Below are 20,258 nucleotides of genomic sequence, written 5' to 3'. Positions count from 1 at the left end.
CCTGTCGTCACGGTGCCGATCAGTACAGGCGGCCCATGCTAGCGGGGCGGTTGACCGTCGTAGGCAGCCAAGATCTGGTCGGCGGCAGTGGCGGCAGGCATCTCGCCGGACAGCACGGCCTCGCGGATCTCGGCCCGCATCGCGGCGACCCGCGGATCGGTGCGCAGCCGCTGGTCGAGCTCGTCGCGCACCAGCGCCCAGGTGAAGTCCAGCTGCTGCTGGGCGCGCTTGTCGCGCAGTCCGCGCGACCCCATGAACTCGCGGTGCCGGATGATCCGGCTCCACACGGTGTCGATGCCGGTGCCCTCGATGGCCGAGCACGTCAGCACCGGCGGCACCCAGTCCTGGGTGCCCGCGTAGACCAGGCGCAGGGCCCCGGCGAGGTCCTTGGAGGTGGCCTCGGCCTCGCGGACCCGCTCGCCGTCGGCCTTGTTCACGGCGATGACGTCGGCGATCTCGAGGATCCCCTTCTTGATGCCCTGCAGCGCATCGCCGGTGCGCGCGATGGTCAGGAAGCAGAACGTGTCGACCATGCCGGCCACGGTGATCTCGGACTGGCCGACGCCCACGGTCTCGACGAGGACGACGTCGAAGCCGGCTGCCTCCAGCACCGTCATGGCCTGGCTCGTGGCCCGGGCGACACCTCCGAGGGTGCCGGCGCTCGGTGACGGCCGGATGTAGGCGTCGGGGCTGACCGCGAGCTTGGCCATGCGGGTCTTGTCGCCCAGCACGGAGCCGCCGGTGCGCACGCTGGACGGATCCACCGCCAGCACGCCGACACGGTGACCCTCGTCGATCAGGTGCGTGCCGAGTGCCTCGATGAACGTGGACTTGCCCACGCCGGGCACGCCCGAGATGCCGACGCGGATGGACCCGCCGGCCTCGGGGGTCAGCAGGCCGAGCAGCTCGCGCGCCTCCGCCCGGTGGTCGGCCCGGCTGGACTCGACCAGCGTGATGGCCCGCGAGATCGCGGCCCGCTGGCCGATGCGGAGGTCGTCCGCGAGGTCAGCGACGTTGACCATGCAGCTTGTCGAGCAGGTCGAGGGCCGAGTCGGCGATGACGGTGCCCGGCAGGAACACCGCCGCCGCGCCCATCTCCTTGAGCGTCGGCACGTCGTCGGGCGGGATGACGCCGCCGATGACGATCATGATGTCCGGGCGACCCATCTCGGCCAGCGACTCCTTGAGCGCCGGCAGCAGCGTCAGGTGACCCGCCGCCAGGCTCGAGACGCCCACGATGTGCACGTCGGCGTCGACGGCCTGCTGGGCGACCTCCTCCGGCGTGGAGAACAACGGTCCGACGTCGACGTCGAAGCCCATGTCGGCGAAGGCCGTCACGATCACCTTCTGGCCGCGGTCGTGGCCGTCCTGGCCCATCTTGGCGACCAGGATGCGCGGACGGCGTCCCTCGGCGGCCTCGAACTCCTCGGTGGCCTCGAGGACCTTGGCGACGTTGCCCGCCTGGCCGGCTTCGGTGCGGTACACACCTGAGATCGTACGGATCACGGCCTGGTGGCGGCCGTAGACCTTCTCCAGCGCGTCGGAGATCTCACCGACGGTGGCCTTGGCGCGGGCCGCGTCGACGGCCAGCGCCAGCAGGTTGCCGTCCAGCGAGCCGTCGCGGCTGGCACCCTTCTCGGCGCTCCTGGTGAGCGCGGCGAGGGTCGCGTCGACCTCGTCCTGGTCGCGCTCGGCGCGCAGCCTCTCGAGCTTCTCGACCTGCGAGGCGTAGACGGCCTTGTTGTCGACCTTGAGCACGTCGAGGTCGTCCTCGTCGGCCAGGCGGTAGGTGTTGACGCCGATGACCGCCTGCTGGCCGGAGTCGATGCGCGCCTGCGTGCGGGCCGCCGCCTCCTCGATGCGCATCTTGGGGATGCCCTCCTCGATGGCCTTGGACATCCCGCCGGCCTCCTCGACCTCGGTGATGTGGGCCCAGGCGCGGTTGGCGAGGTCGTGGGTGAGCTTCTCGACGTAGTACGAGCCGCCCCACGGATCGATGATGTCGGTGGTGCCGGACTCCTGCTGCAGCAGCAGCTGGGTGTTGCGGGCGATGCGGGCGCTGAAGTCGGTCGGCAGCGCGATGGCCTCGTCGAGGGCGTTGGTGTGCAGGCTCTGGGTGTGACCCTGCGTCGAGGCCATCGCCTCGATCGCCGTGCGCTGCACGTTGTTGTAGACGTCCTGGGCCGTCAGCGACCAGCCGGAGGTCTGGCTGTGCGTGCGCAGGCTCAACGACTTGGGGTTCTTCGGGTCGAAGCCCGAGACCAGCCGCGCCCACAGCGCCCGGGCCGCGCGCATCTTGGCGACCTCCATGTAGAAGTTCATGCCGATGGCCCAGAAGAAGCTCAGGCGCGGGGCGAACGCGTCGATGTCCAGCCCGACGTCGAGGCCGGCGCGGATGTACTCCACGCCGTCGGCGAGCGTGTAGGCCAGCTCGAGGTCGTTCGTGGCTCCCGCCTCCTGGATGTGGTACCCGGAGATCGAGATGGAGTTGAACCGCGGCATCTTGGCGGCGGTGTACGCGAAGATGTCGGAGATGATCCGCATCGACGGTGCCGGCGGATAGATGTAGGTGTTGCGGACCATGAACTCCTTGAGGATGTCGTTCTGGATGGTCCCCGAGAGCTGCTCCGGCTTCACCCCCTGCTCCTCGGCCGCCACGATGTACAGCGCCAGCACCGGCAGGACGGCACCGTTCATGGTCATCGACACGCTCATCTCGTCGAGCGGGATGCCCTCGAAGAGCTTGCGGGTGTCGTAGATGGAGTCGATGGCCACGCCCGCCATGCCGACGTCACCGACCACGCGCGGGTTGTCGGAGTCGTAGCCGCGGTGCGTGGCGAGGTCGAACGCCACCGACAGGCCCTTCTGGCCGGCGGCCAGGTTGCGACGGTAGAACGCGTTGGACTCCTCGGCGGTCGAGAACCCGGCGTACTGGCGGATGGTCCACGGCTGGGTCGTGTACATCGCCGGGTACGGGCCGCGCAGGAACGGCGCCTGGCCCGGGAACGTGTCGAGGCCGTCCAGGCCGTCGAGGTCGTCGGCGGTGTAGAGGCCCTTGACGTCGATGCCCTCGGGCGACGCCCACGGCTCAGCGCCCTCGGTGGCGGCGGCGTACGCGGCGGCGTCGGCCGGTGCGGGGGTGTCGGCGTCGAGCGGCAGCCCGGCGAAGCTTCTCGGGAATGCTCACGTGAGCACCTCTCTGATCTGGCGGAGGAAGGCCAGGGCATCGAGCCCCATGGCCGCCGTGCTGTCGGCACCGACGTCTCGCTTGCCTGCGAGCACCACGTGCTGGGCGCCGGCGTCGCGCAGCGCCGTGACGAGGTCCGACCCCCAGTCGTCGTACAGCGGGTCGGGCCCGCACAGGCACACGACCGGCGAGCTGCCGTCGTACGCGGCCAGCACGCCGGCGACGTCCTCGGTGGGGCCGGCAGCGACGACGTCGACACCGCCGGCGGCGAACAGGTTGGTCGCGAACGTCGCGCGAGCGGTGTGCTGGGCGATCGTGCCCATGGTGGCCAGGAACACCGGCGTGGTGGCCGGCTGGTCACGCATGGCCTCGAACTCGTGGCCGTACCGGAACACCTCGGCGCGACCCTTGGCGTACGGCCGACGTTCGGGCGTCTCCTCGTGCAGGTTCGGGAACTCCGAGACGCCGGTGAGTGGCATCGCGCGGGTGGCGATGGCCAGGGCCCGGTCCGACACGGCCTGCTCGATCATCGGCCTGATCGCAGCGACCGGGTCCGACGAGTCGTCCAGCTGACCGAACAGGTCCCACGCCGCGCGGGCGAGGTCGTCGGTGAGCTGCTCCACCGCGTGCGCTCCGCCGGCGGGGTCGGTGACCGCGCCGACGTGCGACTCGCTGATCAGCAGGCTGGAGGTGTTGCGGGCGATGCGGCGGCTGAACGCCTCCGGCAGTCCCAGCGGCTCGTCGAACGGCAGCACCGTGACCGCGGCCGCGCCGCCGACGCCGGCGGCGAAGGCCGCGACGGTGGTGCGCAGCATGTTCACGTAGGGGTCGTAGCGCGACATCATCGGCCGCGAGGTCACCGCGTGCTGCAGCTGCCCCTGTGCCGCCGTCGCACCGCTCAGCTCCAGCACCCGGCTCCAGAGCCGGCGGGCCGCACGCAGCTTGGCGATGGTGGGGAACTGCTGATCGGTGGCGGCGTACCGGAAGTCGATCAGCTCGGCTGCGTCGTCGACGGCGATGCCGGCCTCGCTCAGCACGCGGAGGTACCGGGCGCCGGTGGCGAGTGACCACGCCAGCTCCTGCGCGTCGGACGCGCCGGCGTCGTGCGCCGCCGTGGCGTCGACGGTGACGGCCCGGGTGCCGATCCGCTGAGCCAGCTCGGCGACCTCGCCGACGAGACCGAGGTCGGTGACGCCGACGCCGCGCAGCGCTGCACCGAGCGGGTCGAAGCCGAGGGTGGTGCCTGCTGCCGGGGTGACACCCTTGTCGTCGACCACGGCGACGAAGGCCTCGGCCGCCTCGAGCGGCTCGTGCGGGGCGTCGATGACCACGGCGGCCAGGTCGACGAACACCGGCTCGAGGATCGTGGCGAGAGCCGCGATCGGTGTGCCGCCGGTGCCCAGCGAGAGCCACAGGGAGTTGATGCCGTTCTCGAGGTCCGTGGTCACGTCGGCGGCGGTGCGCTCGGCGTCCGGGTCGGCGAACCAGGCTCGGTTGTCCCAGCCGTCGAGGCTCGCGGGTGGGCGTGGAGCCGCGGGTGAACGGTGCCTGACCGGGCAGACCCGGGTCGGGCGTGTCGACGTCGGCGGTGCCGAGCGGCGTGACCTCGATGCCGTCGAGCGTCGTGGACGTCAGCACCGCCCACGCGTCGGAGTCGGGAGCGTCGTCGCCCAGTCGGCGGGCCTTGCGCAGCACTGCGGCAGTGGCCTTCTCCCACCCCTCGCGATCGGGCGTGAGGCCTTCTGCCAGGGGGACGGCGACAAAGCCGGGGTCTGACACCGGTTCGGAGGGCATAGGGGGCATCGTACGAAGGCCCTGTGACGGGCGCCACCGAATGTGAGCAATGTGACGAACGTGTGACGTACCCGCGCCACGACGACGCAGTCCTGACAAACTACGGGGGTGAAGATCCCCGCCGACCTGCTGCCGACCGACGGTCGCTTCGGTTCCGGCCCCTCCAAGGTCCGACCCGAGGCGCTCGACGCACTGGCGGCGTCCGACGTCATGGGCACGTCGCACCGCAAGGCTCCCGTCAAGCAGCTGGTCGGCTCGCTGCGGTCCGGTCTCACCGACCTGTTCACGCTGCCCGACGGGTACGAGGTCGTCCTGGGGCTCGGCGGCTCGCACGCCTTCTTCGACGCCGCCACGCACGGACTGGTGCGTCAGCGCAGCCAGCACCTCGTGCACGGCGAGTTCAGCCGCAAGCTCGCCACGGCCGTCTCGGCCGCTCCGTGGCTGGCCGATCCCGAGATCCTCGAGACCGACCCCTCCACGCACCCACTCCCCCACGCGACCCCCGGCGTGGACGTCTACACGTGGGCGCACAACGAGACCTCCACCGGCGTGATGGTGCCGGTGGACCGCGTCGACGGCGCCGACCCCGACGCGCTGGTCGTCGTGGACGCCACGTCGGCGGCTGGTGGCTTGTCGGTCGACCTGCGGCAGACCGACGTCTACTTCTTCGCCCCGCAGAAGGGCTTCGCCTCCGACGGCGGGCTCTGGGTGGCGCTGATGTCCCCGGCGGCGATGGAGCGTGCGCGCTCGGTCAAGGCGAGCGGGCGCTACATCCCGGCCTTCCTGGACCTCGTCACGGCCATCGACAACTCGGTGCAGGACCAGACCTACAACACGCCGGCCATCGCGACGCTGTTCCTGATGGAGCAGCAGGTGCGCTGGATGCTGGACCGGGGTGGACTCGACTGGGCTGCCACCCGCACCGCCGACTCCGCCGGGCGGCTGTACGCCTGGGCCGAGCAGTCGTCGTTCGCGAGCCCGTTCGTGACCGCTCCGGCCGAGCGCTCGCAGGTGGTCGGCACCATCGACCTGCAGGGTGTGGGGCAGGACGCCGTCAGCCGGGCGCTGCGCGAGAACGGGATCGTCGACGTCGACAGCTACCGCGGCCTGGGCCGCAACCAGCTGCGCGTCGGCATGTTCCCCGCCGTCGAGCCCGACGACGTCACCGCCCTCACCGCCTGCATCGACTGGGTCGTCGAGCGCCTCTAGCCGGTCGCCCGGACCCCACACCCCCGGTCGCCAGGCGCGAGGAACGAGCGCAGCGAGGCGACACCAGCCGAACGGCTCACCCAAGCCCACACCGTTCGTTCGCCTCGGCCTGCGGCCTCACGGTCGCTCCGCTCCCTGGCGAACAGACCCCACACCCCGGTCGCCAGGCGCGAGGAACGAGCGCAGCGAGGCGACAACAACCGACCGGCTCACCCCAGCACGAACCCCACGTTCGCCTCGGCCTGCGGCCTCACGGTCGCTCCGCTCCCCGGCGAGCAGACCCCGCACCCGGTCGCCAGGCGCGAGGAACGAGCGCCGTGAGCGCAGCGAGGCGACACCAACCCAACGGCTCACCCCAGCACGAACCCCACGTTCGCCTCGGCCTACGGCCTCACGGTCGCTCCGCTCCCTGGCGAACAAACACCACACCCCCGGTCGCCAGGCGCGAGGAACGAGCGCCGTGAGCGCAGCGAGGCGACACCAACCCAACGGCTCACCCCAGCACGAACCCCACGTTCGCCTCGGCCTACGGCCTCACGGTCGCTCCGCTCCCTGGCGAACAAACACCACACCCCCGGTCGCCAGGCGCGAGGAACGAGCGCCGTGAGCGCAGCGAGGCGACACCAACCCAACGGCTCACCCCAGCACGAACCCCACGTTCGCCTCGGCCTCCGGCCTCACGGTCGCTCCGCTCCCTGGCGAACAAACCCCGCGCGACGCGAGGCGCCTAGCGCTCCTCGACCACACCACCCGCGTGCAGGTCGCGGTGCGCCTCGTAGGTGGCGGCGTTCTGGTGCAGGTGGGCGACCTCGTCATCGGTGAGCTCGCGCCGGACCTTGCCCGGCACACCGGCGATCAGCGAGCGCGGAGGCACCACGGTGCCCTCGGTGACCAGGCAGCCGGCCGCGACCATCGACTCCGCGCCGATCACGGCACCGTTCATGACCACCGCGCCCATGCCGATGAGCACGTGGTCCTCGACCGTGGCGCCGTGCACGACGGCGTTGTGGCCGACCGACACGCCCTCGCCGAGCGTGACCGGCTTGCCGACGTCGACGTGGAACGAGCAGTTGTCCTGCACGTTGGTGCGCGCCCCGATGGTGATCGGCTCGTTGTCCGCGCGCAGCACCGCGCCGTACCAGACGCTCGCCCCGGCTCCCAGACTCACGGCTCCGGCGAGCGTGGCGTTCGGCGCGACCCACGCGGTGTCGTCGACGTGCGGAATCTTGTCACCCAGGGAGATCAGCATGGCGCCCAATCTAGGTGGCGGTGCTCAGGTGAGCCAGCCGCTGATCGGCTCGATGGCGAAGTAGACGACGAACAGCCCCGACACGACCCACATCAGCGGGTGCAGGCTCGCGGCCTTGCCCTTGACGACCTTGAGCACCGTGTAGGTGACGAAGCCGGCACCGATGCCGGCCGTGATCGAGTAGGTGAACGGCATCAGCACGATCGTCAGGAAGGCCGGGATCGCGATCTCGTCGTCGTCCCAGGAGATGTTCTTGACCTGACTCATCATCAAGAAGCCCACCAGGACCAGCGCCGGAACCGCCGCCTCGTTGGGGATGTGCTGCACGACCGGAGCGGCCACCGTGGCGAGGAGGAACAGCACTCCCGTGACCACCGAGGCCAGACCGGTGCGCGCGCCATCGCCCACGCCGGCGGCCGACTCGATGTACGAGGTGTTGCTGGAGACACCGGCGGCCCCGCCGGCCGCGGCGGCCAACGAGTCGACCACCAGGATGCGCTGGGCTCCCACGGGGGTGCCGTCCTCGTCGTTCAGTCCCGCCTCGGCACCGATGGCGGTCATCGTGCCCATGGTGTCGAAGAAGTCGGCGAGAAGGAGGGTGAACACCAGCAGCGAGGCCGTGACGAGGCCGACCCGCTCGAACGAGCCGAACAGCGAGAAGTTGCCCAGCAGCGAGAAGTCGGGAGTCGCGAAGACCGAGTCGGGCAGCGACGGCACGTTGAGGTTCCAGCCCTTCGACGTGGGGTCGCCGCCACCGGCCGGCACGTCGGCGATCGCGTTGACGACGATCGCGATGACCGTGGTCACGACGATGCCGATGAGGATGGCCCCGGGCACGTGGCGCGCGTACAGCGTGATCATGATCAGCAGGCCGATGATGAACACCAGCACCGGCCAGCCGGCCAGCTGGTTGTTGATGCCCAGCTGCACCGGCGGCGCGGCGATGCCGGTGGTGCGCACGAATCCGGCGTCGACCAGGCCGATCAGCGTGATGAACAAGCCGATGCCGACCGCGATGGCGGTCTTGAGCTGGCGCGGCACCGCGTCGAAGACGGCCTTTCGGAACCCGGTGAGCACGAGCACCAGGATGATCAGGCCCTCGAGGACCACCAGCCCCATGGCGTCGGCCCACGTCATCTGCGTGGCGATCGAGTACGCGACGAACGCGTTGAGCCCCAGGCCGGTGGCGAGAGCGAGCGGGAAGTTGGCGACCAGCCCCATGGCGATGGTCAGCACGCCGGCGACCAGCGCGGTGACGGCGGCGATCGTGGTGAAGCCCGAGCCGGGCTCGGTGCCACCGCCGAGATAGCGTCCATCGGCGTCGGCGACGCCGGCCAGGATGATCGGGTTGAGGACCACGATGTAGGCCATGGTCAAGAACGTGACCACGCCTCCTCGGACCTCGCGGGCAACGGTCGAACCACGGCTGGTGATCTTGAAGAAGTCATCCACGGCCGAAGCCTGCCAGAACTGATTCGGCGGTGTCGAGACGGCGCACCGATGTCGTGCGCAGGCTCCACGAGCGCACGATCAGCGCCCCTTGGACACCCACCTGCTGATCAGCAGCAGACCGAGCATGCCGGCACCGGCACCGAACCACGCCCGTCCGGCGAAGCCCTGGTTGGCCCGCGGGTCGCCGTTGGCGTCGACGGGCACGGGGTCCGGGGTGGGGGTCGGACTCGGGGTGGCGGCGGGGGCGTCGACGGCCAGTCGGATCAGCGGCGACGCCGCGCCCTCGCTGCCCACCAGGAAGGTGCGCCCGCCCGGCTCCACGGCCAGCGTCTCGCTCTGCACCATCGGCGGGGTCGCGATCGTGCGCGTCTGCTCCCACGTCGTCGGGTCGAACGCGCGGACGTCGACGTAGGTGCGCAGCAGCACCGTGCCGCCGTCCGGGGTGAAGGCGCCGTCGGTGACGATCCCCTGCGCCCGGCCGATGCGAGCGGCCAGGTTCGTGCCGGTCCGGCTCAACGTGGCCGGGAGGGCGTAGACGTCGCCACCGACGAACCCCTTGCCGACCAGGTACTTGGCGTCGGAGACCGGATCGATCAGGAGGGTCTCGACGTCGGCTGCGCCGCCCTCGTACGACACGGGGTACCGCGTCGCCGTCACGGTGTGGTCCCCGGCCCCCGGTTCGGCGAGCTCGTACAGGGCCGCGTCGTCGCGGTTGACCAGGTTGTCCCCGGTGTCGGCCACCCACAGGTTGCCCGCGGCGTCGATCGAGAGCGCCTCGCTGTCGCGCCACTGTCCGTTGGTGACCGTGGTGGTCCCCACGACGTCGCCGGTGGAGACGCGCACCGCGTAGATCACCTGCGACTGACCTGAGTCGTTCACGACGTAGGCGAGGTCGGGGTCGTCCAGGCTGATCGCCATCCCGCTGGCCTCGGTGATGCGCGGATCGGCGATGGTGCTGACCGTCGTGGAGCCGGGCGGAGGCTGGCCGGGGGTCTCGGCCGCGTCAGCGCGGCGCGCCAGGGAGGCGATCACCACGACCACGACGAGCGCGAGCAGCAGGCCGGGGATCAGCAGACGGCGGTGGCTCGGTCTCATGGCCCCTTCCGATCACGACTGGCCTGACATGACCGGGCCAGCATGACAGGTACGCTGACACCGTGACCGACGACTGGATCATCCGCGAGGGCGACGGCCCGGAGACGGTCGAGCGCAAGATGGGTTCGCGGGAGATGGCTCGACTGGACCGCGCCGCTCGTCGTCACGAGTTCGGCCGGCCCGAGATCACCGAGCTCGAGATCGGCAAGACCACGCACCGGGTCGCCGAGGTCGAGCCGATGGACGTCGACGGCGTCCGCACCATGACCGTCGGCACCATCATCTGGGGCGTCGTCGCCGTCGCGATGCTGCCGTTCCTCGGCACGCTGGAGAGCGAGGGCCGCACCTGGTGGTTGTGGACCGCACTGGCTGGCTTCGGACTGGGACTCATCGGCATCGAGTACTGCCGCCGTCGCCGCAACGCGCTGCGACTGCAACCGGGCCGACGAGTCCAGCGCTAGTCAGTCGCGCTTCTCGACGGTGGTGCGCAGCGGCACCTCGCGGATGAGCAGGGCGGCGATCAGGCTGAGCACCGAGACGACTGCGGCGACCGCGAAGATCGTCGCCGTGGCGTCGCCGTAGGCGGACCGCACGATCTCGGCGATCTGCGGCGGCAGGTTCTTGGTGTCGAGCAGCGCTCCGCCACCGGTGCCACCGCCCTGGATGCCCAGGGCCGACAGCTTGCTGGTGACGTCGTCCTTGACCTGGGTGGCGAGGATCGCACCGAGCACGGACACACCCACCGCGCCACCGAGCGACCGGAAGAACGCCACCGTGGCGCTGGCCGAGCCGACCTCGCTGACGTCCACGGTGTTCTGGACGGCCAGCACGTAGTTCTGCAGCAGCATGCCCATGCCGAGGCCGAGGAACGCGGTGAAGATCATGGCGTGCCACTCCGGCGTGGTGTGGTTGATGGTGCCGAGCAGGGCCAGGCCGATGATCAACGACGTCGAGCCGATGATCAGGAAGCGGCGCCAGCGACCGAACCGGGTGATCAGCTGTCCGGAGGTGATGGTTCCGACCAGCGAGCCGAGCATCAGCGGGATGGTCATCAGGCCGGCCTGGGTCGGCGTGTGACCGCCGGCCACCTGGTAGTACTGGCCGATGAAGACCGAGCCGCCGAACATGCCGATGCCCACGGCGATGCTGCCGATGATGGCCAGAGCGGTGGTCCGCTCCTTCACCACCGCGATGCGCACCAGCGGCTCGGGGTGGGTCAGCTCGACGCGCACGGCGAGCACGGCTGCGAGGGCGGTGCCGCCGAGGAAGGCGGCGGTCTGCCACGACAGCCAGCCGAAGGAGTTGCCGGCGAAGGTGACCCACAGCAGCGGCAGGCTGGCCGCGATCGCGATCAGCACGGCGCCGGCGTAGTCGAAGTTGACCTTGCGACGCACGGTCGCCAGGTGCAGGAACTTCTGCAGGACGACGAGGCTGATGACGGCCAGGGGGACGCAGACGAAGAAGGTCCAGCGCCAGCCGAGCCCGGGGGTGTCGACGATGACGCCGCCCAGCAGCGGACCGCTGACGGTGGCGATGGCCATCGTGGCGCCCATGTAGCCGCTGTAGCGGCCCCGCTCGCGCGGCGGGATGACCGACCCGATGATCGACTGCGCGTTGGCGGTCAGTCCGCCCATGGCCAGACCCTGCACGACGCGCATGGCGATCAGCTGAGGGACCGACTGGGAGAATCCCGCCGCCATCGAGGCCAGGACGAACATGATGATCGATGCCTGCACCAGGATCTTCTTGTTGACCAGGTCCGACAGCTTGCCCCACACCGGCGTCGAGACCGTCATGGCCAGCAGGGACGACGTGACGACCCAGGTGTACTGGGTCTGCGAGCCCTGCAGGTCCGCGATGATCGTGGGCAGGGCGTTCGACACGATGGTCGAGCTGAGGATCGCGGTGAACAGTGCGGCCAGCAGGCCGAACAGGATCTCGAGGATCTCGCGGTGGGTCAGCTCTCCCCCGGCCGGAGGAGCTGTGGCGGCCTCAGGCACGGCGGGAGGAGTGGCGGTGGCGGGTGAGGTCGGGCTGAAGGTCGTCCCGTCCAGCGTCACCAAGTCATTTCGTTGCATATCGCAACTATAGCGGTTCGGCTGTCACACTTCAGCCCCAGAGACGGGTGAATCAGGTCACGACGGGTCGGTCGCGTCCTCGTCCTCCGGGGTGGCGGTCTCGGTGGCGGTGGTGGCCTCGGTCGCGGTGGTCTCGGTGGTGGTGGTGGTGTCGACCTCCACGACGATGGTGTCGTCGGTGATCGTGTCGAGCACGGGCGGCGGCAGGGCCGGAGCCGAGGCCGAGCGCTTCAGGCGCGCCTCGGAGTGGGCACCGCAGCCGTGCTCGAGCGAGACGACCCGCCCATCGGCGTTGGCCATGCCGTTGCCGCACACGCCGAAGCGCTCCGACAGCGGCCCGGCCAGGCTGATCAGGAAGCCGCAACCGGCACAGACGCCCTTGGCCTCGTGGGCCATCGGGGTGTCGGGGCCCTGATCGCCGTCGTGCCAGCGATCGGCGGCCATCTCGCGACCTTCCAGCGACAGCACCCGCTCGCGACCCAGGCCCACCTCGCGGGCGAAGTAGCGGTCGGGCGTCTGCTCCTCGCCGTCGCCGGCGCTCCACGCGGGAACGAGTCGCAGGTCGTCGTCCTCGGGCGGCAGCACGTCGCCCGGGCTCAGGTCACCGGGGCGGATGCGCTCCTTGTACGGCGTCCACTCCGGCGCCGTGATGGCCTCGTCGCCGGGCAGGAGCACGACGTCGTTGATCGTGACGTTGTCGGAGTCGGGAGCCCTCGACACGCTCACCGACCAGTACCACCCGCGGTAGCCGCCGCCGGTGCAGGCGAAGTGGTGGGAGACCAGGCGCTCGCCGTCGGCGACGACCCCGAGATGATCGCCGACCGGGTCGGGCGCGGCGGTCTCGACCGCGGCGGCGCGGGCGATGTCGACGGCAGCGGCCAGCGGCGCGTCGGGCGTCTCGATCGGATCGGTCATGGTGCCATTGTCTCCCATACCCCTGGTTGAGACGTCACGGGTCATGACGGCCCGGGTTGAGGCAGGATGGATCACATGCAGGACGAGGACATGGACGGCACCCGCCGCCTCGACCCCGTCACGCCGGACAGCGACGGGCAGGACGACCCCACCCCGCGCGACCCCACCCCCGTGCAGCGGATCGGTCGGGTGTCGGTTGGTGTCGGGCGCGCCGTCGGTCGCGGCGGAAACGCGGCCTTCTCCGGCGCTCGCCGATTCACCCACGCGGGAGGTGCCGGCGAGAGCGGACTGTCGCGCCTGCTCGAGCTGCACGCGTTCAACACCGCCGGCGACGCCGCGGTCGCCATCTCGTTGGCCGGCACCCTGTTCTTCACGGTGCCCACCGACGAGGCCAGCGGCCAGGTGGCGCTGTTCCTGGTGCTGACGATGCTCCCGTTCGCCATCGTGGCGCCCCTGATCGGCCCGTTCCTCGACCGCTTCCGCCGCGGACGCAGGTGGGCCATCGGCTCCACCCTGGCGGTCCGCGCGTTCTGCTGCTGGGTGCTGGCCGGCGCCGTGGTCGACGAGTCCCCCACGTTCTACTTCGCCGCGCTGGGCTGCCTCGTGGCCTCGAAGGCGTACGGCGTCACGCGAGCCGCTGCCGTGCCACGCATCCTGCCGGCGGACTTCACGCTGGTGAAGGCGAACTCGCGCATCTCGCTGACGGGCACCGGCGCCGCCGCGATCTCGGCGCCGCTGGCCGGACTCGCCGCGCTCATCGGCGCGCCGTGGTCGTTGCGCTATGCGGCCCTGTTGTTCGTGGTCGGCACCATCTTGGCCATCCTCCTGCCGGCCCGGGTGGACAGCAGCGAGGGCGAGGAGCAGGTGGACCTGTCGGCCATCGCCGACCCGTCGCGCGATCGCGACAACCAGCGGCGCGGCATCGTCATCACCCACGCGGTGGTCAACGGACTGCGCAGCAACTCCGGGCTGCGTCTGGTGTCGGGCTTCCTGACCATCTTCATGGCGTTCCGACTGCGCGAGCCACCGGCGTCGGTCGGCTGGGACGGCAACGCCACCATCTTGCTGGGACTAGTCATCGGCGGCGCCGGCCTCGGCAACACGCTGGGCATCCTGGTCGGCAACATCCTCAAGTCGCGCCTGCCTGAACGTGTCGTCATCGCGGTGCTGGTGCTCGACGTGGCCGTCATGACCACCATCGGCATCCTGTTCACCTGGTGGACCGCGGTGCTGCTGGGCATCACCGTCGGCCTGTGCCAGTCGCTCGGCAAGCTCAGCCTCGACGCCATCATCCAGCGGGACGTGCGCGAGAGCGTGCGCACCTCGATGTTCGCGCGCTCGGAGACCCTGCTGCAGCTGTCGTGGGTCATCGGCGGCCTGATCGGCATCGGCCTGTTCACCCTCGGCGCCAGCCCCCGCCTCGGCCTCCTGACCGTCGCCGCGCTCCTGATCGGCTGGCTGGTCTTCGTGCTCACCCGGGTGTCCGAACGCCCCGCTCCCTCGCCTGCCGACTGACCCGCGAATCCCGCCACAGAGCTCGTCCCTAGGGTCCGTGCAGCACCTTGTTCGCCAAGGAGGCCGCCTGCGGCCGACTGTGCCCTTCGCTTCGCTCACGGTCCTCGCAGAGCTCGTCCCTAGGGCCCGCGAAGATCCGTTCGCCAGGGAGCGGAGCGACCGTGAGCTAAGCGAGGCGAACCACACCTGACGCCTTGACCGGACCCACGAAAACGCTGTCGGATCAGTGGAAAACACTGTCCATCGAACACCCGTTCGACTACAATGGACCCATGACCACGCACCCCGACCCCGGACAGGCGATCCTCGACCGGATCACCGCCCGCGAGGCCGAGCGAGCGCGGCTCGAAGCCGAGACAGCAGCTGACATGCTGGCGTTCAAACAACTCCGCGCCCGTGAGGCCCAGCACGCCCGCAACGCCGAGATCCGTGATCTCGAGATCGGATACGCAGACGACGAGCTCGCCGCCACCCTGCACATGCCGGTGCGGTCGATCCAGTGCCGCCTCGCCGAATACGGCCGCGTCGCCACTGACCTGCCCGACACCTGGGACGCCTTCGTTGCTGGTCGGATCGATTCGTACCGGGTGGGGCTGATCGCCTCAGCCTTGCTGCGGCTGCCCGATGACAACCACGTCCGGATCCACCTGGACTACGACCTCGTGCGTTATGCACCCACCCACACCGCAGCCCAGCTGAAGGCGAAGCTGCGGCGGTTCGTCGCCACCTACGGCGACCCCATCACCACAGCACAGTCCGAGCGTGAGCAGCGGCGAGTGGTCGTCGAGCACGGCGAAGCCGGCATGTCCTGGCTCCACGCATTCTTGCCCACCGACACCATCATCGCCCTCGACCACGAGCTCACCCGCAGAGCCAAGAACCTGCCGGCCGACGATCGTTCCTTCGACCAGAAACGCGCCGACGAGATGACCGCCTGGCTCTTCGACGAAGCAGGCGCCGGGTCGGTCAGCCGTCGCGCGGTCATCGGTGTCACCATCCCCGTCACCAGCCTCGCCGGCTACACCAACGAACCCGGCGAGTCCTTCGACGGCGACTACGCTCTCCCCGCCGACATGGTCCGTGACCTCGCCCAACAACCCGGCACCCTGTTCCACCGCATCATCACCACCCCGTTGGGCCGGATCCTCGACATCACCGAACTCGGCTACACACCATCACCAGCACTCAGAACAGCCATCGAGATCAGAGACGGCACCTGCCAAGTCGCCCACTGCAACCGGCCCGCCACCGAATCAGACCTCGACCACCACATCCCCCACCCCAGAGGACCCACCAACGCAGCAAACCTCCGCGCCCTCTGCCGACGACACCACCGACAAAAGACACACCTGACCGTCGACCCCGCCGGCGACCTCATCATCCACGCCGCATAACCCCCAGCAGGGCAGCACAGGCGGGCTTGGCAGTGCCTATCGCCGTGGTCGCGGACCCCGGGAGGTCATGGATCGGTTGCCTGGTTCCATTCGGTCGTGAACTCTTCCTCGTTGATCTCCATCGCGGCAAACTCTGGATCGAAAAGATCAAAAGGTGGATTGAACCAGTCCTTCGGCGTCGAACGCTTCCGACCCTCAGGCGCGACCTCGACCTGACGGATTCGCCGTCCGTCGGCTCCCAACTCCATGAAGAACAAGACACCTGGCTCGGATGGATACCGGAGATACACACGCTCTCGTCCCCACAGTTTGCCGCCGTCCGGATGGTTCCTATCTGACGAACGTTTCGCACGAAGACCTGCGATGGGCGATTCAGGATCGCCCAGGTTCATCTCGGGGACGGCATCCCAGGTGTGAGCTTCGGCGATCCGCTCTTGGTCCGTGACCACTTCGACCTCCGCCACTTCGTAGATGATCCGTTCGGCGGATGATGCCCAGACCCACCACCAGATCGCACCCATGCCGTAGTCGTGGACGACCAGAAATCGTTCCGTGCCCGACTCTCGTGCGACGTACGGAGGCGACTTTTCAGGGTCTCGCCCTCGACGCCAACGGAGTTTCACCCGGACAGTCTGACACCGAGCGACGGGGATCAATAGTGCGTCCCACACATGTAGTGCCTAGTCGCCCGTTGGAGCCGGGATAGGTCAGGACTCCACTAGGTGTATTGGGAGTTTGTGGGCTTGGAGACCCGTGTCGACTCTTAGGCAGCCACGCGACCGCGCGGGCGCACGCGGAGTAGAGCAGCCGCGAGCAAGAACGCGGCCATGCCAAGCAGCGAATAACCGAACATTGGCGGGCTTTCGTCGAGAAGTCCGACACAGACAGCGAACACGAAATAGCCAAGCTGGATGAGTGCAAACCCGACCAACGAGCCTGTGCGCAGGGTCGAACCTCGCGACAAGCGCGAGTACTTCGAGACTGACAAAGCGCAGTAGGCGAGGACGACAACCGCGACTAAGCAAGGGACAGCCGTGAGCCAGTAGCTCACAGTCGTCAACGGGTAAAGGAATGGCTTGCTCTCAGTGTTCTCTCCAAGAACACCGGATCGGGCGAATGGAATGAATGCGAGCACCATCGCCTCAAGCAGAGCCACGGCGGCCACCACCCCCGCGACAAGCCTCATCCGCAAACATTAGCCCCGCGCAGCCGATCTGCTAGGTGGATTGAGAGATTGCGGGCGTGGCGAGCGAGGGGTCCCTACAGCTCCAGCTCGGTGGCGACGGCGCGGAGCACCTGGGCGACCGGCTTCGCCTTGGAGCGGTCCGGGTGGCGGCCGTGCCGGTAGCCCTCGCCGATGTCGTCGAGCATCCGGATGAGGTCCTCGACGATGACCGCCAGCGCCTCGGGGTCCTTGCGGCGCGCCTGCGACTGCGAGCGGGACACCGAGGTGGCCGGCTCGAGCAGCCGCACCTGCAGCGCCTGGTCGCCGCGACCACCGGACACGATGCCGAACTCCACGCGTGCGCCGGCCTTCAGCGACGTGGTGCCCTCGGGCAGAGCGTCGGAGCGCACGTAGACGTCCTCGCCCCCCTCACGACTGAGGAAGCCGAAGCCCTTGTCTGCGTCGTACCACTTCACCTTGCCCGTGGGCATCTGATCACCTGTGCGTCTCTGGAGCCGGTTGGTCGGACTCCACCCTAGTGGGCGCATCATCCGCCGCGGGTGGCTCGTCCACGTCGCGGTCCTGCTCGCGGTCCACGAAGGTCACGATGACCTCCTCGAACCCCTTGTGGCGCTGGCTCTTGGCATAGGCCGCGTACGCGCGCTGATCGGCATCGGTCAGCACCACGTTGTCGGTGAACGGCGTCAGCAGGGCGCGGGGGAAGAGCCGGCGGCGCAGCACGACGTTGACCTCCAGGCCGAGCATCACCATGATCGCCGCGACGTAGATGAACGCGACCAGACCCAGCACCAACGCGAAGGTCTGGTTGACCTGGTTGGCCTTGGCGATGACCTCGCGCACGTACGTGTTGCCCACCAGCTGCAGGCCTTGCCACAGCACCGCGGTGACGAACGCGCCGGGAAACACCGCCCGCGTCTTGGCCCGGCCGAGGCTGATCAGTCGGAAGATCGCCACGAAGATCGCCAGCGTCAGCACGAAGCCGACGACGCGCGACACGATGCCCACCGCCGGGACCAGGTCGGTCCCCAGCGCGTCGGGGTTGGCCAGGATCGAGGTGGCGATGGCGAGCGCAAGGATGCCGATGCCCCCGATGGACAGGAAGATCAGGCTGCGAAAGCGCAGCAGGAACGGGTTGGCCCGGCTGTTGCGGGGCACCGACCACGCGATGTTGGCCGCGTTCTGCACTGCCTGCCCCAGCCCCATCGAGCCGTAGAGCGCCGTGACCGCACCGACGATGATCGCGGTGGTCGACCCCTGCAAGCCCTCGGGCCGCCCGAGCTGGTCGCCGATGATCGGGAACTGGTTCAGCGCCGAGTTGAGCAGCGTCTCGCGCAGGTCGGGGTTGCCCTGCAGCACGAAGCCCAGGATCGACGTGCTCAACAACAGGATCGGGAAGATCGCGATGAACGCGTAGTAGGTGATGATCGCGGCCAGGTAGGCACCTTGGTCGTCGAAGTACTTGTAGATAACCGCGATCGGGAACCCGACGATGCGGTGCTTGCGCTGGAAGCGGTCGACCGGGCCGACCGAGGGACTCACCTGGCGCCTACTCGAACTCGGGGAGTTCGCGCTTCATCACCTTGCCGGTGGGGTTGCGGGGCAGCTCGTCGAGGAACATCACCTGCCGCGGCACCGCGAAGCGAGCCACGTGATCCTTGGCGTAGGCCTTCACCTCGTCCTCGCTGAGCTTCTCCCCGTCCCGCAGCACGACGTACGCCGCCAGGCACTGCCCCCAGTCCTTGTCCGGGATTCCGGTGACCACCACGTCGGCGATCGCGGAGTGCTCGATCAGGGCGTCCTCCAGCTCGCGCGGGAACACGTTCTCGCCACCGGAGATGATCATGTCGTCGTCGCGGCCCGCCACGAACAGGCGGCCGTTCTCGTCGAAGTACCCGAGGTCGCCGGTGCTCATCAACCCATCGGCGAACGCCTTGGTGTTGCCGTCGGTGTAGCCGCCGAACGGCATGTCGTTGCCGACGTGGATGACACCGGTCTCGCCCTGCGGCAGCTCCTTGCCGTCGGGGTCGAGGATCTTGACGGTCGTGCGGTGCGGCGGCACGCCGGCGGTGCCCGGAGCCTCCCGCAGGTCCTTCGGGCTGGCGATGGTGACCCAACCGGTCTCGGTGGCGCCGTAGAAGTTGTAGACCGAGTCGGTGAACATGTCCATGAAGTGGTTGGCGAGGTCACCGGCCAGGGCCGAGCCGCTGCTCGCGGTGATCTTCAGCGACGACACGTCGGTGCCCTCGATGACCTTCGGGTCGGCGTCGACGAGCCGCTGCATCATCAACGGCACCACCACCAGCACCTCGGCGCGGTGCTGCTCGATGTCGGCCAGCACCTGCTGGGGATCGAAGCGCCGGCGCAGCACGTAGGTGGGGGCGGTCGACAGCGCAAAGCCGAAGTTGATCAGCCCCCACGAGTGGAACAGCGGCGCGGCCAGCACGATCGTGGAGTTGCCGGAGAACGGGATCGCGCCGAAGTAGGTGACCAGGGGCTTGAGGTCCTTGGGCTCCTCGCGCCGGGCGCCCTTGGGCAGCCCGGTGGTGCCGGAGGTGAAGATGACGACGCTGCCGTGCTTGTCGGGCACCTTGTGCCCCGAGGTCGGACGCCCGACGATGGCCCCGGCCACCGTGGAGACACCGGCGTCCTTGCCGTCATCGTCAGACCAGGTGAGCAGCAGGTCCTCGCGGGGCAGGTCGGCCGCGACGGGCAGGAACTCCTCGTCGAGCATCACCAGCTTGGCCGACTCGCGCTTCGCCAGCTCGCCGAGCTGGGACTTGCTGGCCATCGTGTTCAGCAAGAGCACCCGACCACCGCGCTGCATGATGGCCACCATCGCCATGACGATGTACCGGTGGTTGCGCGCCAGCAGAGCGACCGAGTCGCCGGCATCCACGCCCCGCTCGGCCAGCACGTCGGTGAGCTGGTTGATCTGGTCGGCCATCTCGCGCCAGGTGAGGCTGCCGACGTCGTCGATGATCGCCTCCTGGTGCGGGAAGCGGGCGGCGCAGGCGTGCACGCCCGACGGGAAGCCCGGGCCCCACTTGGCCAGCTGCAGGCCAGCGCCCACGAGCCGGTGCGGCCACGTGGGGGCGATCAGGCCTATCCTCCTGAAGACCTTCAGGCTGTAGGCGAGATCGCTCATGGTGTACCTCCGGGTCCGGCGTCCAGGTGCAGGCCCGAC

17 protein-coding genes are annotated in these 20,258 nt (G+C 69.3%); 4 read left to right on the top strand and 13 right to left on the bottom strand.

Annotation, left to right across the window (positions count from 1 at the left end; translation table 11 throughout):
* Positions 1 to 38 precede the first annotated feature (38 nt).
* The 3 genes from meaB to AC0L5F_RS13745 are packed head-to-tail and all read right to left on the bottom strand — an operon-like array spanning position 39 to position 4,635.
* On the bottom strand, positions 39 to 1,022 hold the full coding sequence (meaB, locus tag AC0L5F_RS13755) for a methylmalonyl Co-A mutase-associated GTPase MeaB (protein WP_473313976.1): 984 nt from the start codon (positions 1,020 to 1,022) through the stop codon (positions 39 to 41).
* Entirely contained in the window at positions 1,006 to 3,159 is a 2,154-nt protein-coding gene (scpA, locus tag AC0L5F_RS13750; RefSeq protein ID WP_473316196.1) for a methylmalonyl-CoA mutase, read from the bottom strand. Before scpA ends, meaB begins: the two co-directional genes overlap by 17 nt.
* A 24-nt stretch (positions 3,160 to 3,183) precedes the next feature.
* The gene (locus tag AC0L5F_RS13745; protein WP_473313975.1) at positions 3,184 to 4,635 is read right to left on the bottom strand and encodes a methylmalonyl-CoA mutase family protein; all 1,452 of its coding nucleotides are present in this window, start codon (positions 4,633 to 4,635) and stop codon (positions 3,184 to 3,186) included.
* A 454-nt stretch (positions 4,636 to 5,089) separates the two neighbouring features.
* Between AC0L5F_RS13745 and serC the strand changes: the two genes are divergently transcribed.
* The gene (serC, locus tag AC0L5F_RS13740; protein ID WP_473313974.1) at positions 5,090 to 6,190 is read left to right on the top strand and encodes a phosphoserine transaminase; all 1,101 of its coding nucleotides are present in this window, start codon (positions 5,090 to 5,092) and stop codon (positions 6,188 to 6,190) included.
* Positions 6,191 to 6,917: 727 nt separating this feature from the next.
* On the opposite strand, the gene AC0L5F_RS13735 is transcribed toward serC, so the two are convergent.
* From AC0L5F_RS13735 to AC0L5F_RS13725, 3 genes are all read right to left on the bottom strand, one after another.
* On the bottom strand, positions 6,918 to 7,439 hold the full coding sequence (locus AC0L5F_RS13735) for a gamma carbonic anhydrase family protein (RefSeq protein WP_473313973.1): 522 nt from the start codon (positions 7,437 to 7,439) through the stop codon (positions 6,918 to 6,920).
* A 24-nt stretch (positions 7,440 to 7,463) separates the two neighbouring features.
* Positions 7,464 to 8,891: an NCS2 family permease gene (locus tag AC0L5F_RS13730; protein WP_473313972.1), complete on the bottom strand. Its 1,428-nt coding sequence runs from the start codon at positions 8,889 to 8,891 to the stop codon at positions 7,464 to 7,466.
* A gap of 78 nt (positions 8,892 to 8,969) precedes the next feature.
* Positions 8,970 to 9,986, bottom strand: a complete 1,017-nt coding sequence (locus tag AC0L5F_RS13725) for a hypothetical protein (protein WP_473313970.1) — start codon at positions 9,984 to 9,986, stop codon at positions 8,970 to 8,972.
* Positions 9,987 to 10,048: 62 nt separating this feature from the next.
* Here AC0L5F_RS13725 and AC0L5F_RS13720 point away from each other — a divergent pair, with 62 nt between their 5' ends.
* Entirely contained in the window at positions 10,049 to 10,447 is a 399-nt protein-coding gene (locus AC0L5F_RS13720; RefSeq protein WP_473313969.1) for a DUF2530 domain-containing protein, read from the top strand.
* On the opposite strand, the gene AC0L5F_RS13715 is transcribed toward AC0L5F_RS13720, so the two are convergent.
* The gene (locus AC0L5F_RS13715) at positions 10,448 to 12,064 is read right to left on the bottom strand and encodes an MDR family MFS transporter (protein WP_473313968.1); all 1,617 of its coding nucleotides are present in this window, start codon (positions 12,062 to 12,064) and stop codon (positions 10,448 to 10,450) included.
* 57 nt (positions 12,065 to 12,121) lie between these two features.
* Complete coding sequence (locus tag AC0L5F_RS13710) at positions 12,122 to 12,979, bottom strand: DUF3027 domain-containing protein (RefSeq protein WP_473313967.1); 858 nt, start codon at positions 12,977 to 12,979, stop codon at positions 12,122 to 12,124.
* Between the two features lie 75 nt (positions 12,980 to 13,054).
* On the opposite strand from AC0L5F_RS13710, the gene AC0L5F_RS13705 reads away from it, so the two are divergent.
* Both AC0L5F_RS13705 and AC0L5F_RS13700 read left to right on the top strand, forming a co-directional pair.
* A complete protein-coding gene (locus tag AC0L5F_RS13705; protein ID WP_473313966.1) occupies positions 13,055 to 14,494 on the top strand; it encodes an MFS transporter in 1,440 nt (479 codons plus the stop codon).
* A 272-nt stretch (positions 14,495 to 14,766) separates the two neighbouring features.
* Positions 14,767 to 15,888 (top strand): HNH endonuclease, encoded by a 1,122-nt coding sequence (locus AC0L5F_RS13700; RefSeq protein WP_473313965.1) that lies wholly within the window; start codon positions 14,767 to 14,769, stop codon positions 15,886 to 15,888.
* A gap of 65 nt (positions 15,889 to 15,953) precedes the next feature.
* Here AC0L5F_RS13700 and AC0L5F_RS13695 read toward each other — a convergent pair whose 3' ends face one another.
* The 5 genes from AC0L5F_RS13695 to AC0L5F_RS13675 all read right to left on the bottom strand — a co-directional run bounded on the left by AC0L5F_RS13695 (position 15,954) and on the right by AC0L5F_RS13675 (position 20,219).
* Positions 15,954 to 16,409, bottom strand: a complete 456-nt coding sequence (locus AC0L5F_RS13695) for a hypothetical protein (RefSeq protein ID WP_473313964.1) — start codon at positions 16,407 to 16,409, stop codon at positions 15,954 to 15,956.
* 242 nt (positions 16,410 to 16,651) lie between these two features.
* Complete coding sequence (locus tag AC0L5F_RS13690; protein ID WP_473313962.1) at positions 16,652 to 17,074, bottom strand: hypothetical protein; 423 nt, start codon at positions 17,072 to 17,074, stop codon at positions 16,652 to 16,654.
* Positions 17,075 to 17,148: 74 nt separating this feature from the next.
* Positions 17,149 to 17,544 carry a cold-shock protein gene (locus tag AC0L5F_RS13685; protein ID WP_473313961.1) on the bottom strand — a complete coding sequence of 132 codons (396 nt, stop codon included), beginning with the start codon at positions 17,542 to 17,544 and terminating at the stop codon, positions 17,149 to 17,151.
* A gap of 4 nt (positions 17,545 to 17,548) precedes the next feature.
* On the bottom strand, positions 17,549 to 18,613 hold the full coding sequence (locus AC0L5F_RS13680) for a YihY/virulence factor BrkB family protein (protein ID WP_473313960.1): 1,065 nt from the start codon (positions 18,611 to 18,613) through the stop codon (positions 17,549 to 17,551).
* Positions 18,614 to 18,620: 7 nt separating this feature from the next.
* Entirely contained in the window at positions 18,621 to 20,219 is a 1,599-nt protein-coding gene (locus tag AC0L5F_RS13675; RefSeq protein ID WP_473313958.1) for an AMP-binding protein, read from the bottom strand.
* Positions 20,220 to 20,258: the final 39 nt, after the last annotated feature.

Source organism: Aeromicrobium sp. 10G20-16 (assembly GCF_055809665.1).
Note: the sequence above shows the minus strand (reverse complement) of the source record. Positions and strands in the feature narration are given on the sequence as shown.